This window comes from Pseudomonas syringae group sp. J309-1 (genome assembly GCF_032582135.1).
In the GTDB taxonomy this organism is placed as follows: Bacteria; Pseudomonadota; Gammaproteobacteria; order Pseudomonadales; family Pseudomonadaceae; genus Aquipseudomonas; species Aquipseudomonas quasicaspiana.
The window spans coordinates 13058-29394 of the sequence record NZ_JAWHNU010000017.1 but is presented as its reverse complement, the minus strand read 5'-3'; the positions used below and the strand labels follow the sequence as shown (position 1 = coordinate 29394).

The following is a 16337-nucleotide window of genomic DNA, read 5'->3' as shown; positions in this document are numbered from 1 at the left end:
AAGTTACTGCCACATCAAACAGTACTCAGGTCAATCTGGCTGAATCCACTTCCTCTCGCGCCGCCATGATACTGCCCGGCCTCGTCATGTCGCCTTTTGCCCGGGTGAAGCTCAAGGGATGGCGCAGATCCTGTGGGAGCGAGGCTTGCCCGCGATGCATAAGATGCTGCTAGACGACATACCGCGTTATCGTTTATCGCAACCAAGCTCGGCTCCCGCAAGTTACTGCCACATCAAACAGTACTCAGGTCAATCTGGCTGAATCCACTTCTTCTCGCACCGCCATGATGCGCGGCAGATTATGCTCGATCCAGTTCGCCAAGCTTTCGACCTGCTGCGCCACTTCTTCACCCATAGGCGTCAGGCGGTACTCCACGTGAGGCGGCACAACCGGCAACGCTTTGCGCTCAACGAAACCATCACCCTCCAGATGCTGCAACGTCTGCGAAAGCATCTTCTCGCTCACGCCGCCAATCTTGCGGCGCAGCTCACTGAAGCGGTGCATGCCGCTGCGCAGCACCACCAGTACCAACACCCCCCAGCGACTGCACACGTGATTGAGCACAATTCGCGACGGACAATCAGCCGCCATCAACTCGCCCGCCCGGGCTTCCATCACTGCTGCGAGCAATGAACGGCTTTGCTGCTCTGATCCACTCATGACACTTACCTTTTTGTACGTACTTACGAAAGGTTAGCATCATGTTTATGCTCTGGCTTCCCTTAATACAGTCAAGGAACCGAGCATGTACGTCATTACTGGAGCAACCGGTCAATTGGGCCGTCTCGTGATTGAAAAGCTGTTGGCCAGCGTTCCTGCAGGACAAATCATTGCGGCCGTGCGCAGCCCGGAAAAAGCTGCCGACCTCGCTGCATTGGGCGTGCAGGTGCGTCACGCGGATTACTCACAAGCCTCGACCCTGGACAGCGCATTCAAAGGCGCCGAGAAAATCCTGCTGATTTCATCCAGCGAAGTGGGCCAGCGTACCGCCCAGCATCAAGCAGTCATCGACGCGGCAAAACGCGCCAACGTCAAGCTGCTGGCTTATACCAGCGTCCTGAATGCCGACACTTCACTGCTGGGCCTGGCGGAAGAACACCGTCAGACCGAAGCCGCACTGCAAAAGTCCGGCGTGCCTTTCGTGCTGCTGCGCAACGGCTGGTACACGGAGAACTACGCGGCGGGTATTCCTGCTGCGCTGGAACATGGCGCAGTGTTTGGCAGTGCTGCCGATGGCCGTATCAGCTCGGCAGCGCGGGCCGATTACGCAGACGCAGCCGTCGCGGTGCTGACCTCCGCTGAGGATCAGGCCGGTAGAGTCTATGAGCTGGCCGGTGACGACTCCTACACGCTAAGCGACTTTGCCGCTGAAGTATCAAAGCAGGCAGGCAAGACCGTGCCTTATACAGACTTGCCACAGGCTGATTTCCAGGCCGCACTGGTTCAGGCAGGCCTGCCAGGCTTTGTTGCTGATCTGCTCTCGGATTCGGATGCAGCCGCCGCTAAGGGTGCGCTATTCGATGCTCGTCGGCAGCTAAGCGCGCTGATCGGCCGCCCGACTACGCCGCTCGCCATCACCGTCGCCGAAACATTGAAGAACTGACGACACAGAGGCTCGCCCTGCGCCGTCAGGGCGAGCACTGGTTCACGGATCGGTTACCCCAACGGCCATCACCGAACAATCAAACCGAATGATTTTTTTCGACGGTTGTCCTAGAGCTACGAACAGAGCATTACGCACTGAGCCCTAGGAGCTGTATATGAAGAGCAAATCACTCGTCGCTTGTCTGGCAATTCTTGGCTGTGTGTCTCTGACCAGCCTGTCCGTCCAGGCCGCCGACGCCCCAGAGCCGACCATCGAGAAGTCCAAGGACAACATGCATGAACTGGAACTCGGCTCTCGCGCCCCGGAAAAATTCCGCCGCCCTGAAGAAGGCCTGAAGGACTGGAGCAAGCGCGGACTGAAAGAGCCCGCCAAAGAATCCCAGTGGGTGCAGATCAACGATAAATATGTGCAGGTACAGCTCACCAATGGGCAAATCACTGAAATCGTGCCGGTGAAAAAGAAGTAAGAGCACTTGAATTGGCCTGAAATGCTGCCTCTGTGGGACCGAATTTATTCGGGAAGGCGGCATTTCAAACGATACATGGTTTGCGGATGTACCAGCCTCTTCGCGAATGAATTCGCTCCCACGCAGACTGTGTTTGCAGGGCAGCGTTGAATCTGCAGCCAGTGAGGTTCCACCCTTCCCCTTCAGCATGCTGAACGCCTCCTGCCTTTGAAACACTTCCACTGAAGCTGATTGCCGAACCCGGCGCGCCCTGAAAGAATCAGCGGCCTTTCAAACCGTGCGTCGCGGTGGGCCCGGAGCAAGCGATGGAACTGCACATTGTCATCAAAGGCCGCAAGGACCTGGCGAACCAGCTCTACGACCAATTGCGTGACAACATCGAGTCAGGTCGGCTCGCCGCCGGTGTGCAGTTACCGCCCAGCCGTTTGTTGGCCGTACAGCTGGGTGTATCACGCAAAACCATCTCCGACGCTTATTCACGCCTGACCTACGAGAACTTCCTGGTCGGCAAAAGGGGCAGCGGCACCTTCGTCAACAGCCTGGCGACCGCCCAGTCTCGCCAGCAGGAAACCTGCGATCTGGCCAGTGCGGCAGTCCTGGAGAAATGGCAGAACCTGGAGCTGGGCCTGCGTCACCCAGCTGGTGAAGAAACCCGACGCGGCGACTTCATTGGCGGCGCGGTCAGCCGCAGTCATTTTCCCGCGGGTGAATGGCGACGTTGTATTCAGCATGCCTTGCGGCAACTGGCCAAAACACCCGGCCTGTACAGCCAACCACAAGGACTGGAGGTTCTGCGCAAGGCCATTGCCGGGCACATCGCTTTCGCCCGGGGCGTGCGCTGCATGGCGGATGACATTGTTGTGTGTAACGGCGCGCAACAGGCGCTGGACCTTATTTCCCGGGTCCTGACCGAGCCCGGTTGTTGCGTTGCCATGGAGGATCCAGGTTATAGACCGGCCCGTTTATTATTCTCTGCCCAAGGCGCAAGGGTGGTTGGCGTACCGGTGGACGCACTCGGCCTGCAGGTGGACGCGATACCGGATGACGCACGCTTTATCTACGTCACGCCCTCGCATCAGATGCCATTGGGCATGCCCATGAGCATGGCGCGTCGTCAGGCATTGCTGGATAAGGCGAGGCGTATCGGTGCGATCATCATTGAGGACGACTACGACAGCGAATTCCGCTACGAGGGCCAGCCCACCGATTCATTGCAAAGCATGGACCGTCACGGCATCGTTGCCTATGTCGGGACGTTCTCGAAGACTCTGCTGCCGGAGCTGCGGCTGGGTTACGCCGTATTACCCAGCGCCATTCATGCGGCCGTGATCAAGGCCCGGCAATTGACCGACTGGCACACCAGCACGCTGAATCAATGGGCGCTGGCCAAGTTTATCGACGACGGTTTACTGCAAAGACATATTCGTCGCTGCCACGCGGTCTATGTCGGGCGTCGGCAACGTATTCTTGAGCGTCTCACGACTGATCTCGCGCCATGGTTTGAAGCCATTCCGGCCACGGCAGGCTTTCACATGGCGCTGTGGTGCAAGGTGCCACTGGATATCGAGCGGCTCATCAAACAGGCTCGCCAGCATGACGTCGGCATCTATTCACTGGCGCCGTATTACCAGTCCACACCTGATCGCGCCGGAATCTATCTGGGCTTTGGTGCCATCGAAACCCTGGACATCGACCCGGCGCTGGACCGGTTGCGGGATTTGCTGCAGACGTTTTGAGTGTTGGCAAAGATGCGTGGCGATGCGCTACTCTCGGGAGACGCACGCGCTGTTATGCTCTTACCGAACATGAGACGGTATTTGAACCTGAGTGTTTTTCTGTAGGAGCGCACGTGAACCGCGAGTCCGCGATGGCTTTGGCGCGATACAGCACGGCGTCTTGGACACGGAGCCGTTCCAACCGGCTGATCAAAACTTCTGAAGAGATCAACACCCCATGAACCCACAACCACAAGCGCCCTACTTCTGGCGTGACGAGCAGCTGCCTTTCATCGAGGCGCGTTCGGTGGGCGATGGGCGCAAGCTGTGTTATGCCAAGCATTCCCATGAAGTGTTTTCCATCGGGGCGATCACCGCCGGGCAAAGCACATACCTGCACGAGAAAAGCCGCCAGCACGTGGGCGCGGGCACGGTGGTGCTGATGAATCCTGGCGACGTTCATGCCTGCAATCCCATTGCCGATCAGCATTGGTCATACCTGATGTTGTACGTCGATACCCAATGGCTCACCGGCCTGCAACATGAACTGGGTCTGGATGGAAACCATGATTTCCAGCCAATTGCACAAACCCACAGCACTTCGCCAGGCCTGTTCAGGGGCCTGAATAACCTCTACGCCATGCTGATCGACGATCAGGCTGAGGTTCTGCACAAGCAATGCACCGCCATCGCGTTCTTCAGCCAGATGCAGCAAACCCTGGGCAGCCTCTCTATTCGCCCGGAGCTGGCAACGCAGCGGGTCGAACGCGCGGCGCAGTACATCAATGACAATTTCAAACAGCCCATTACCCTCGAAGACATGTGTAACGCCGCCAGTTTGTCCGGTTCGTACCTGATCCGCGCTTTCGAACAGCGTTACCACATGACGCCCCACGCGTACCTGATCAACCGCCGCATCCAGCACGCTCGCACGCAACTCAAAAACGGCAGCCTGATTGCTGACGTGGCTCACGAGCTGGGCTTTGCCGACCAGGCGCACTTTCAACGGGCATTCAAGAAGCATCTGGCAGCGACGCCGGGGCAATATCGCCTGCAATAACCGATCAGTACGCCATCAAGTACACAGCGCAGCCCACCAGCAACAGCGCCATGCTGCGGTTGAAAACCCGAATGCCCAACGCACTTTTCAAGTACTGACGCAGGAAGGTCCCGGCAAACGCCCAGCACGCCAAAGACAAATAGCAGATCACGAAATAGATCGCCGCGAACTGCCAGATCAGCCGCGTTTCGCCACTGGCAACGAAGGCTCCCATCCCGGCAATACACGCCAGCCACGCCTTGGGATTCAGCCACTGCATCACCGCCCCCACCAGCATCGACGGCTTGTCACCTTCGCGCTCTACATCCAGTTGCCCGTTATCCAGGGCCAGCTTCCAGGCCATATAAAGTAAAAAAGCCACCCCGGCCCACTTGATTGCCAGGGTCAGAAACGGCAAATGCAGCAGCGTTTCATGCAGGCCGAAGCCGATCAGGATCAACAGCAGCGTGAACCCCAGGGTGGCACCGGTGACGTGCAGCAGCGCCGAGCCCAGGCCGTAACGCGCCCCCGAACTCAATGCCACGATATTCACCGGCCCCGGGGTGATTGAAGACGCCAGCGCAAAGGCTGCCATGGACACCAACACACTCATTTGAACACCTTCAACTTGATCTGAAATGACGTGATCAAGGTAAGGATCGGTCTCCACGGCGTATTGAATAAAATCACCCACTGCGCGGTGCCCACTGACTCTCGCGGCAGGAATCAGGCAGAATGAGCCGCATTGGACAGGCGGCCAATACAAGCCAGCCGTCAGGTGCCTTCATTTGCAGAGCGCAACCCATGAACAGTTTTGAAGAATCGATCATCGCCGCAGCTCAGGACGCGACGCCCAACAACACAGAAGCAGAGCGCGAACAAGCCAAAGCGGCGGCCATTGAAGCCGTCGCTCAGATCATGCAAACCACGACTGGCCTGCAACGCACTCTGGCACTGGCTGCACTGTTGGACTCCTATTCCGAGTCCGATCTGGAAGACGAATAAAAAGCACGCGACAAATGCTGCAAAATTGCGCAATATATCAATTAGCCATCTTTCTACTTTGATGGTTGACCTTGACCTGGACGTCAATGCCATTCGGCCCCTGACTTCCGGAGTCCATGTTGAACATCGAAGACCTGAAAAACATCCAGAGCGATCTGCAGACTACTGCCAACGATCTCGAAGGTGTGTCCCAGCATTTATCCGGGCATTTACTGTATATGCAGCACTCCGTTCACGCCCGGGATGCAAACGAAGTTGGCCAGCAGATCGACAAGCTGCAAGCGTCGGTAGAAGACTTGCGCGACGTAGCCCAGCGCATCGATTGCTGATTCAGTCTTTGGCCTGGGATAACGGCCGGGCGACATCCTCCAGCGACTTGCGCTCCGCCGCTACGCCCCAGACAGCCTGCACCCCCGCAGCAATCAGCATCAGCGCTGCACCGATCAGGTAGCCGATCAGCACATTGCTGCGGTCCTGAGTCTGAATCAGCTCACCGAACAGTGTCGGCCCGATGATCCCGCCCAGGCCGGTGCCGAACGCGTAAAACACCGCGATCGCGAGGGCGCGAATCTCCAATGGGAAGGTTTCCGCCACGGTCAGATACGCCGAGCTCGCCGCCGCCGAAGCGAAAAAGAAAATCACCATCCAGGCCACCGCTTGCTGGGTGACGTCGAGCAAACCCTGCTGGAACAGATAGCCGCTGATGGCCAGTAACACACCAGACACTGCGTAAGTCAGGCTGATCATCACTCGCCGGCCTATCACATCGAACAGCCGCCCCAGCAACAGCGGACCGCAGAAATTACCCAACGCGAGCGGCAATACGTACCAGCCGACTTGCTCGGCGGGCACGTTGTAGAAATCGGTGAGCACCAGCGCGTAGGTGAAAAAGATCGCGTTATAGAAAAACGCCTGAGCGGTGAGCAACGTCATGCCCACCAGGGCTCGCTGGCGGAAGCTGACAAACAGGGTGTGGAAGATTTCCCTGATGGGCGTGTGATCCCGGGCGTGCAGCCGCAAAGGCTTACCCGTTAACGGCGCAAGTTCGTGGCCTTGAGCGCGAAGCCGGTTCTCGATCTGCTCAACAATGCGTGTCGCCTCTGCGGTTTGCCCGTGAATCAACAGCCAGCGCGGACTTTCCGGCAACCACAGGCGCATGAACAAAATCAGCAGACCCAATGCCGCGCCTATCCCGAAACAGAGGCGCCAACCGAGGTCGCCGCCAACCCACTGCGGATCCAGCAACACGATCGAACCAACAGCGCCCAAGGCTGCACCGAGCCAGAACGTGCCGTTGATGGTCAGATCGACCCAGCCTCGGTAACGCGCCGGGGTGAATTCCTGGATGGTCGAATTGATTGCGGTGTACTCCCCGCCAATCCCCATCCCCGTAAGAAAACGGAACAGCAGGAAGCTGCCCAGACTGAATGAGAACGCAGTTGCCGCCGTGGCACCGACATAGAGCAGCAAGGTAATGAAGAACAGTTTGCGTCGCCCTAGACGGTCCGTCAGCCAGCCGAACAACAGCGCGCCCAGTACCGCCCCGGCAATGTACACAGCCCCTGCCAGTCCGATGTCGCTGTTGGACATCTGCAGCGCCGGACTGCTTTTCAGCGCGCCGGACACCGAACCTGCCAGGGTCACTTCAAGACCGTCGAGCAGCCAGGTGATGCCGAGGGCGAACACCAGAAGGGTATGAAACCGGCCCCAAGGCAAACGATCCAGCCGTGCCGGGAGATCGGTTTCGAAGATCTGGCCTTGGCGGCTTGCATCAGGAGGCGTCAGTGAAGCTGTGCTGGTCAATAGCCGCTCCATTTTTAGGAGTACACAGGGCAATTCGCAATCAGCAAGGTCATTGTAGGAGCTGCCGAAGGCTGCGAAGAGGGTGTGTCAGATATAACGCTTTCGCAGCCTTCGGCAGCTCCTACAGGATAAAAGTTCAGCCCTTTTATCCATTCACCCAGAACCACATCAACGTCAGATTCGCGGCCGAGATCAAGCCGAACAGGCCCCACGCCGCAATCTTCACCAAACGACTATTGACGAAGGGCCCCATCAATTGCCGGTCACTGGTAAAGCGAATCAGCGGCCACAGGGCGAACGGAAGTTGCAGGCTGAGCACAACCTGGCTGAGCACCAGCATCTTGCCCACCGCGCCGTCGCCCAGCCAGATCACCCCGGCCAAGGCCGGGATCAAAGCCAGACCGCGGGTAATCAAGCGACGCTGCCAGCACGGGATCTTCGCCTGCAGAAAGCCCTCGAGCACGACTTGCCCGGCGATGGTGCCGGTGAACGTCGAGCTCTGCCCCGCCGCCAACAATGCAATGCCAAACAAAACGCTGGCCACCGCACCGCCCACCAGAGGATCCAGCAGGTGGTAAGCGTCCTGAATTTCCACCACATCGGTGTGCCCGCTCTTGTGGAACGCGGCCGCTGCGAGAATCAGGATCGCGGCGTTGATCAACAGCGCCAGACTCAAGGACGCAATGGTGTCCAGCCGCGCGAATTTGATTGCGCTGGCTTTGCTGGCGTTATCGTCACCGTTGACCCTTGTCTGCACCAGTGACGAATGCAGGTAGAGGTTATGAGGCATGACCGTCGCGCCGAGAATACCGATGGCCAGGTACAGCGGCTCCTGATTGCTCAGTACGTCCCAGGTGGGCTTCAGGCCTGCGGCGACGTCCGGCCAGAACGGTTTGATCAGCACCAGTTCTACCGTGAAGCACGCCCCGATCGTGGCGATCAAGCCCAGGACGATGGCTTCCAGTCGGCGGAAATTGGCACCTTGCAGCGCCAGCACGATCACGGTGTCGAAAGCGGTGAGGACGACACCGGTCGTAATTGACACGCCTAGCAGGAGATGAAACGCCAGGGCCGCGCCCAGCACTTCAGCCAGGTCAGTGGCGAGAATCGACAGCTCGGCCAGCAGCCACTGCCCTTTGGCGACACCAGGGCTGTAACGCGAAGCGGATAACTGCGCCAGGTCTCTACCGGTGGCGATGCCCAATCGCGAACACAAATTTTGCAAGACCATGCCGGACAAACTCGCCAGCACCACCACGAACAACAGCGCGTAACCGAATCGCGACCCCGCCTCGATGGCCGTGGCCCAATTGCCGGGGTCCATGTAGCCAATGGAAACCAGCAGGCCAGGGCCAAGGAACAGCAGCAGCTTGCGCGCCAGGGAGGCATTGGCCGGAATGGCAACGCTGTCAGTGACAGCCGATGGGCAAAACGGAGCGGTGGCAGTAGTGGGCAGTTTGAACTTCACAAGGAACCAGACTGGAAGCGGAGCGGAAATCCAATATTAAAGATTCGTGACATATCTTGATACAGCCGACCCGGTAGATCAGGTGCACAGCGTTATCGTTCTTCGCGGGCAAGCCACGCTCCAACAGGATCTACGCAAATCTGAAGGACTGCCCAGGACCTGTGGGAGCCGGGCTTGCCCGCGAATCAGCCGACCGGGCAAATCAGGTGCTCAGCGTTATCGTTCTTCGCGGGCAAGCCACGCTCCAACAGGATCTACGCAAATCTGAAGGACTGCTCAGGACCTGTGGGAGCCGGGCTTGCCCGCGATAATCTGTAAACCCAATCGCAGGCCCACTGTTTCTGCGTTCTAACTGGTGGTTCCGGGATGATCTGCAAAGCCTTTATCCAAGCTGATAACTTCTAGAAATAAGTCTCAAAAACCAAAAAACTAAATTTTTCAGCAACTTTCCACCAAATAAAATCCAAACCAAGCCAAAACCAACAAACATTACAAATTGTAAAACCGCTACCATAATCCATCAAAAATAAATGGAAGCCTGCGTATGTCCACCCCCACTATCGCCAGCTCTTCGGCGGGCGATGCGAATGTCGACGGTCTCGATACGGTCCGGGCCGCTCAGATCTCAGCTCGAATAGACCGTCTGCCCGCCGTTGCTACCGTCTGGAAACTGGTGGCGTTGCTGTCTATCGGTGGTTTTTTCGAGCTTTATGATCTGTTTCAGACGGCTTACATCAGCCCAGGCCTACTGCGCGATGGTATTTTTGCCACGGGTGCCCAAGGGGTATTTGGCTTTTCCGATCAGGCTGCGTTTGCCTCGGCGACTTTTCTGGGCCTGTTTCTGGGGGCCAGCCTGCTGAGCCCCATCGCCGACCGATTTGGTCGTCGGGCGATTTTTACCTTCGCGTTGATCTGGTACACCATCGCTACCGTATTGATGGGCATTCAGACCGATGCACTGGGCATTATCTGCATGCGGTTTCTGGTGGGGATTGGTCTGGGGATCGAGTTGGTCACCATCGACGCTTACCTGTCAGAACTGGTGCCCAAACGCATGCGCAGCTCGGCGTTCGCATTTGCCTTCTTTATCCAGTTTCTATCGGTGCCCGCTGTGGCGCTGATGTCATGGTGGCTGGTGCCGCAAGCGCCATTCGGCATCTCCGGCTGGCGCTGGGTCGTGCTCGCCAGCGCGGTGTTTGCGTTGTTTATCTGGTGGCTGCGCTCACGTTTGCCAGAGTCGCCGCGCTGGCTGGCGCAACACGGGCGCTTTGACGAAGCCGAACGCATCATGGATGACATCGAAGCACGCTGTGAACGCGACCATGGCAAGCCACTGGACGTCCCGGAACCGGAAGTGGTTGCCGTCTCGGGCAAAGGCCGCTTCGCCGACATCTGGCAGCCGCCTTATCGTCGTCGCGCGTTGATGCTGATCGTGTTCCATGTCTTCCAGGCCATCGGTTTTTTCGGCTTCGGCAACTGGTTACCGGCGTTACTGTCCGGTCAGGGCGTCAGCGTTACTCATAGTCTGGGTTATGCGTTCATCATCACCCTCGCCTATCCGCTGGGCCCGCTGCTGTTTGTCAGGTTCGCCAACCGCTTTGAAAACAAATGGCAGATCGTCGGTTCAGCATTGGGATCGATGATTTTCGGCACGCTGTTCGCCTTTCAGACTTCAGCGGCAGGGTTGGTCTTTTGCGGGGTGATGATCACCTTCTGCAATGCATGGCTGAGCTTCAGCTATCACTCGTATCAAGGGGAATTGTTTCCCACCAACATCCGTGCCCGCGCCGTAGGTTTCTGCTATTCATTCAGCCGCCTGTCGACAGTATTCAGCAGCTTGTTGATCGGTTTCTTTCTCGATCAATTCGGCACACCGGGGGTTCTGGCGTTTATCGTCAGTAGCATGTTGATCGTGATTATTACCATTGGCAGGTTCGGGCCAAAAACCCGCAATCTGGCGCTGGAGAACATTGCACACCGATGATTCCAGCGGCCACAGGGTGCGCCCATTGCAGGCGCACCGGGCCGGCGTGTCGATCAGACAACGCCGGCCAGGGTCTTCAACTTTGCAGCCATTCCACGTTAGTAATACCGAAGTGTTCCGCGTAAGGCTTAGAAACGCGAGGGACTTTTTCGGTTCGATATTTGGGGATACGTGCAATCCCTGCATCAACGCTGGCATGATGCCATGCTTCGGAATTATCCATGTGCTCAGCACTGATGTAGAAAGACTTGAACGCGCCGTTTAGCAAATAATCGATTCTGTAATGTTTGTACTGTGACATCCAGGCAGCGCCTCCTTGTTGGTTTGCTTAGTGCAATAGAGGACCTCCCGACTTTCCAAAAAATTCACTCTTTTTTCACAAATCGCGACCAATAACAGTTCGTCCGGCTTTACACGATTTGATGCGCTCATAGGCTTGATCTGGCGCATAAAAAGTGATTAGCGAATACCCAGACGTCTGGCCAATCGGCTCAAGTTCGCGCGATCAATACCCATTTCCCGGGCCACTTGGGCCCATTTGCCGTCGTGGCGTAAAAGCGCCAGTTCAATCAAGTGTTTCTGATAAGCGTCCACCGCCACTTTCAATGTAGCCCCGGTCTGCGGGAGTGAAAGCCTATCTTCTTGTAGTTTTGTGCTCACACTAACGGCTTCGTTTTCCAGCCCCAAAGCTTGCGCTTCTATGGTGAGAATACGCGGTCGCCCTGCACCCGCCGAAAGCGACTTGAGCACTGCACGACTGATCAAATGCTCCAGCTCCCGCACGTTACCTGGCCAGTGATATCCCAGCAGCCGCTTCTGCGCCTCAGTGCTGAGACGCAAACTGCGCAGGCCCATACGGGCACGGTTTTCTTCGAGGAAGTAACCCGCCAGCAACAGGACATCGCGACCACGCTCGCGCAATGGCGGAACCAATAGTGGATAGACGCTCAACCGATGATACAGGTCGGCTCGAAAGCGACCGGCGCGCACTTCTTCGGCAAGATCACGATTAGTGGCGGCGATGATCCGCACATCCACATGATGCTCCTGATCAGAACCAACCCGCTGCACCTGCCCGCTCTGCAATACACGCAGCAACTTGGATTGCACAGACAACGGCAACTCGCCGACTTCATCGAGAAAGATAGTGCCGTTATCTGCCAGTTCAAATTTCCCGCTGCGCCCGCTTACTGCCCCGGAAAACGCCCCTTTGACATGGCCGAAGAGTTCGCTCTCCACCAACGTTTCCGGCAGCGCCGCACAGTTAAGGCTGATGAGCGGTTTGTGCGCACGAGGCGAACCCAGATGTATGGCTTCAGCGACCAGTTCCTTGCCGACGCCGGTTTCGCCCGTGATCAGCACCGACAACGGGCTATTGCCCACTAACTGGATTTCCTGGAGCAGTCGCTTGTGGACCGCACTCTGGCCAATCAACTCGCGAGGCCCACGCCCACCGGCAGCACGTTTATACACCTCAGCCAATTGCCGTTGGTCTTCGAATCCTTTTGCCAACTGGTTGATTCGCTCACTGGCGATCACCGTCGCGGCAGCCAGGCTGGCAAAGGCTTCGAGGTTATCCAGGTCGACCTGAGCGAAACTCGACGACTCCAGAGAATCGAGGGTAATCAGCCCCCATGGCTTGCCCTGAAAATAAAGCGGGCATCCCAGGCAATCGTGAACCTCAAGCTGGCCATCATGGCCATCGACCAATCCGTCATAGGGGTCGGGCAACCCGCAGTCCACGGAGAAACGCGTCGGTCCGGGGTTTTCCAGCAGGATCTTCAGCCATGGATGCTCCTGAACCCGAAAGCGCCGTCCAAGGGTGTCTGCACTCAGGCCTTCAACCGCCAGAGGGATCAATACATCGTCTTCAAATTTGAGCAAGGCCACCGCGTCGCATGGCAAGAGTTCTCGCAATGCACTCAACAGGCGGCGGTAGCGCTCCTCGTCGGGCAGCTCACGGCTCAGGTCTGCCACCAACGGCACAAGGGCACGCAACAGCGGATTGCTCATCATGACGGCGTTCCATCGGCTGAAAACGTGGTCATTATGACTCGCAGTTTTGCGGAATAGACAGCTGCCATCAGGTTTCTGTCGAACAAATGCAATCCTTTAAATTGGAATACACCTTTTTGTAGGAGCTGCCGAAGGCTGCGAAGCATCTTGTCCTGACACACCGCAATCGCAGCCTTCGGCAGCTCCTACAGAAACCGAGCGACTCGACGATACGTTGCGACGCCTTACAGAAACAGTGGACTGCTATCAGGAGTGAGCGGCCGGTCTTTTGAAATCCACCAAGTTGTAATCCGGATGAAACACCGCCTCTATCTATCAAGCATTACAAACTCAGGGTAGTTTCTGACGCCAGCCCACTGGCGATATAAACACACCTGTTTAGTTTTATTGAGGTGGCGAAATCGCTCTTCCGTTTCATAGTGCGCTCACCCCCGGCAGGAGTGCACCGACATGGCCAGAATTCAGGGAAGAGTTCAACAAACGACTCCCCAAACTTTCCTCCCCTTAGTTGTCGATCTCGACGGCACGTTATTGCAGTCCGACTTGTTGATGGAAACCGCGATGACGTTCGTTCGAAGTCATCCGCTGCAAATCTTCAAACTGTTTGGATGGTTGTTAAAGGGTAAAGCGGCGCTTAAAGAAGGTTTGGCGCTCAATACCCAGATTGACGTAACGGTATTGCCCTACGACCCGCAAGTGATCGAGCTGATCGAAGCCGAGCGGGCTGCCGGGCGGATGATCGTTCTGGCCACTGCCAGCCACGACAGCCTGGCAAAACGCATCGCCGAACACTTGCAGTTGTTCGATCTGGTGGTCGCCTCCAACGCCGACCGCAACCTGTCAGCTCACACCAAGCGTGACCTGTTGGTGGGCCATTACGGTCAGAACGGTTTCGATTACCTCGGCAACTCCATGGACGATCTGCCCATCTGGGATGCAGCCCGCGAAGCCATCGTGGTCAATCCTTTATCGGGGGTGGAGAAAAAAGCCAAGGCGCAAGGCAACGTCAAGAACGTCATCCATTCCAATACCTCAAGCCTGCGCGACTGGCGCAAAGCGTTGCGCATGCACCAGTGGATGAAGAACGCGCTGATCTTCGTTCCCCTGCTCGCGGCGCATCAGTTTGGCAGAGCAGACCTTCTTCTAAACGGCGTCCTGGCCTTTTTGTTCTTCGGCCTGTGTGCCTCCAGCGTATACGTGCTCAATGACCTGCTGGACCTGGCTGATGACCGTCATCATCAGAGCAAACGCAAGCGCCCGTTCGCCAGCGGCAAGCTGTCGATCAAGTCCGGGTTGATCATTGTTCCCGTGTTGTTGATCGGCGCATTTGTCGGGTCCGGCCTGCTGTTGCCCTGGCAGTTCTCGGCCGTCCTTGCGGCTTATTACGGGTTGACCCTGGCCTACTCGCTGAGCTTGAAGCGGCAGATGGTGTTGGACGTGATCGTCCTGGCGATGCTTTACACCGCCCGCATCCTCGCCGGTGCTGCTGCCTTCAGCCTGCCCCTGACCTTCTGGATTCTGGCTTTTTCGATGTTCATGTTCCTCAGTCTCGCGTTGGTCAAGCGCTACGCTGAGCTGCGCGAAGCCCGGGCCAAGGACTTGATGGACAAGGCACGGGGCCGCGGTTACTACCCCGGAGACCTGGACATGATCGCCGCACTGGGTGCGTCCTCCGGCCATCTGGCAGTGATGGTTCTGGCGCTCTACATCCACGAAGGCTCAACGGTCGCGATGTACGGCCACCCCCATGTGATCTGGCTGACCTGCCCGTTGCTGCTGTTCTGGATCACCAGGGTCTGGATGCTCACTCATCGCGGCCTGATGAACGATGACCCGGTGGTGTTTGCGATTCGCGACCGCATGAGTCAGGTGATCGGCGCCCTCTTCGTTCTTGTGTTCTGGATTGCCGCATGACTGAACCCTTGTATTCCTGGGGCCGCTACCCGCAAACGGCGCAGCACGGACATGCCTGTCCGTGGATCGACGGCCTCACTGACCACATGCGCAACGTCATTGAACGGCACCAGACCAGCCTGCCTTACGGTAACGGGCGCAGCTATGGTGACAGTTGCCTGGCAGCCAGTGATCAAGTGCTGCACATGCGCGCGCTGGACCGGTTCATTCGTGCCGACTGGAACACCGGCACAATCCGCGTGGAAGCGGGCGTCACCCTGGCCGAGATCCTCGCTGCGGCAATCCCTAATGGCTGGTTTTTGCCCGTGACGCCAGGCACTCAGTTCGCCACGGTTGGCGGTGCCATCGCCAATGACGTGCACGGCAAGAATCATCATCTGCGTGGCACCTTCGGCAACCACGTCTTGCGTTTCGGCCTGTTGCGCCACGGCGAGACGGCGCGAATCTGTTCGCCGTTGGAAAATGCCCAACTGTTCACCGCCAGTATTGGCGGTCTGGGCCTCACCGGCGTGATCAATTGGGCCGACCTGCAACTGATGCGCATACGCTCCAGCCAGATCGACAGCACGGTGGTGCGCTTTGCCAATCTGGCCGAATTTTTCAGCCTGAGCGCCGAACTGGATCACCAACACGAATACAGCGTGGCGTGGGTCGACTGCCTGGCCAAAGGTGCCGATACCGGGCGCGGCGTGTTCATCGTCGGTGATCATGCGCACTACGGCTCGCTTGAGGTCGAACACGGCAGCCGTCTGAAAATGCCCCTGACACCGCCCGTATCGCTGATCAATAACGTGTCGCTTCGAGCGTTCAACTCGCTTTACTGGCGCGCGCATCCAGGCAAGCGCACCGCAAAACGCAGCGCCTACGAGCCATTCTTTTACCCGCTGGATCGCATCCTGCACTGGAACCGTATTTACGGCCGCCAGGGTTTTCAGCAGTACCAATGCGTGATTCCCGACGCCAGCGCCGAACTGGCCATGACCGAGCTGCTCGGGGCTATCGCTGAATCAGGTCAGGGGTCTTTTCTCGCAGTGCTCAAGCGCTGCGGCGATATCGCCTCGCCCGGCCTGCTGTCGTTTCCCCTGCCCGGCACCTCGCTGGCGCTGGACTTCCCCAACAGCAGTGATTTGCAGCACGTCCTGTTCCCGCGTCTGGACGCCATTGTCCGGGCCGCGGGCGGTCGCCTTTATCCGGCCAAGGACGCGCATATGAGCGGCAGTGATTTCCGCCAGGCCTACCCCGCCTGGGAGCAACTGGAAGCACTGCGCGATCCCTCCCTGATGTCGCGCTTCTGGAAACGAGTGATTTTATGAAACGAGG

Annotated in this window: 15 protein-coding genes; 9 read left to right on the top strand and 6 right to left on the bottom strand. The window is 57.6% G+C overall.

What is annotated here, in order from left to right:
• Positions 1 to 244: 244 nt before the first annotated feature.
• Complete coding sequence (locus tag RX972_RS12045; RefSeq protein WP_122394561.1) at positions 245 to 661, bottom strand: winged helix-turn-helix transcriptional regulator; 417 nt, start codon at positions 659 to 661, stop codon at positions 245 to 247.
• An 85-nt stretch (positions 662 to 746) separates the two neighbouring features.
• Between RX972_RS12045 and RX972_RS12040 the strand changes: the two genes are divergently transcribed.
• The 4 genes from RX972_RS12040 (at position 747) to RX972_RS12025 (ending at position 4848) form a co-directional block, all read left to right on the top strand.
• A complete protein-coding gene (locus RX972_RS12040; RefSeq protein WP_231677843.1) occupies positions 747 to 1604 on the top strand; it encodes an SDR family oxidoreductase in 858 nt (285 codons plus the stop codon).
• A gap of 157 nt (positions 1605 to 1761) precedes the next feature.
• Positions 1762 to 2073: an RcnB family protein gene (locus tag RX972_RS12035; RefSeq protein ID WP_027900212.1), complete on the top strand. Its 312-nt coding sequence runs from the start codon at positions 1762 to 1764 to the stop codon at positions 2071 to 2073.
• 305 nt (positions 2074 to 2378) lie between these two features.
• A complete protein-coding gene (locus RX972_RS12030) occupies positions 2379 to 3809 on the top strand; it encodes a PLP-dependent aminotransferase family protein (RefSeq protein WP_316875580.1) in 1431 nt (476 codons plus the stop codon).
• A gap of 217 nt (positions 3810 to 4026) precedes the next feature.
• Complete coding sequence (locus RX972_RS12025) at positions 4027 to 4848, top strand: AraC family transcriptional regulator (RefSeq protein ID WP_316875578.1); 822 nt, start codon at positions 4027 to 4029, stop codon at positions 4846 to 4848.
• Positions 4849 to 4852: 4 nt separating this feature from the next.
• On the opposite strand, the gene RX972_RS12020 is transcribed toward RX972_RS12025, so the two are convergent.
• Positions 4853 to 5440 carry a LysE family translocator gene (locus RX972_RS12020; RefSeq protein WP_164581481.1) on the bottom strand — a complete coding sequence of 196 codons (588 nt, stop codon included), beginning with the start codon at positions 5438 to 5440 and terminating at the stop codon, positions 4853 to 4855.
• A gap of 191 nt (positions 5441 to 5631) precedes the next feature.
• Here RX972_RS12020 and RX972_RS12015 point away from each other — a divergent pair, with 191 nt between their 5' ends.
• Both RX972_RS12015 and RX972_RS12010 read left to right on the top strand, forming a co-directional pair.
• Positions 5632 to 5832 (top strand): hypothetical protein, encoded by a 201-nt coding sequence (locus RX972_RS12015; RefSeq protein ID WP_027900216.1) that lies wholly within the window; start codon positions 5632 to 5634, stop codon positions 5830 to 5832.
• A gap of 116 nt (positions 5833 to 5948) precedes the next feature.
• On the top strand, positions 5949 to 6161 hold the full coding sequence (locus RX972_RS12010; protein ID WP_316875574.1) for a hypothetical protein: 213 nt from the start codon (positions 5949 to 5951) through the stop codon (positions 6159 to 6161).
• A gap of 1 nt (position 6162) precedes the next feature.
• Here RX972_RS12010 and RX972_RS12005 read toward each other — a convergent pair whose 3' ends face one another.
• On the bottom strand, positions 6163 to 7635 hold the full coding sequence (locus RX972_RS12005) for an MFS transporter (protein ID WP_316875570.1): 1473 nt from the start codon (positions 7633 to 7635) through the stop codon (positions 6163 to 6165).
• A 145-nt stretch (positions 7636 to 7780) separates the two neighbouring features.
• Complete coding sequence (locus RX972_RS12000; protein ID WP_316875666.1) at positions 7781 to 9091, bottom strand: Nramp family divalent metal transporter; 1311 nt, start codon at positions 9089 to 9091, stop codon at positions 7781 to 7783.
• 556 nt (positions 9092 to 9647) lie between these two features.
• On the opposite strand from RX972_RS12000, the gene RX972_RS11995 reads away from it, so the two are divergent.
• The gene (locus RX972_RS11995; RefSeq protein WP_316875568.1) at positions 9648 to 11087 is read left to right on the top strand and encodes an MFS transporter; all 1440 of its coding nucleotides are present in this window, start codon (positions 9648 to 9650) and stop codon (positions 11085 to 11087) included.
• Positions 11088 to 11163: 76 nt separating this feature from the next.
• On the opposite strand, the gene RX972_RS11990 is transcribed toward RX972_RS11995, so the two are convergent.
• Entirely contained in the window at positions 11164 to 11388 is a 225-nt protein-coding gene (locus RX972_RS11990; protein ID WP_027900221.1) for a DUF6555 family protein, read from the bottom strand.
• 158 nt (positions 11389 to 11546) lie between these two features.
• Positions 11547 to 13103 carry a nitric oxide reductase transcriptional regulator NorR gene (gene norR, locus RX972_RS11985; protein ID WP_316875564.1) on the bottom strand — a complete coding sequence of 519 codons (1557 nt, stop codon included), beginning with the start codon at positions 13101 to 13103 and terminating at the stop codon, positions 11547 to 11549.
• Between the two features lie 450 nt (positions 13104 to 13553).
• On the opposite strand from norR, the gene RX972_RS11980 reads away from it, so the two are divergent.
• On the top strand, positions 13554 to 15017 hold the full coding sequence (locus RX972_RS11980) for a UbiA family prenyltransferase (protein WP_122706423.1): 1464 nt from the start codon (positions 13554 to 13556) through the stop codon (positions 15015 to 15017).
• Complete coding sequence (locus RX972_RS11975; RefSeq protein WP_316875561.1) at positions 15014 to 16330, top strand: FAD-binding oxidoreductase; 1317 nt, start codon at positions 15014 to 15016, stop codon at positions 16328 to 16330. The genes RX972_RS11980 and RX972_RS11975 overlap by 4 nt, the downstream gene beginning before the upstream one ends.
• The last annotated feature ends 7 nt before the right edge of the window (positions 16331 to 16337 follow it).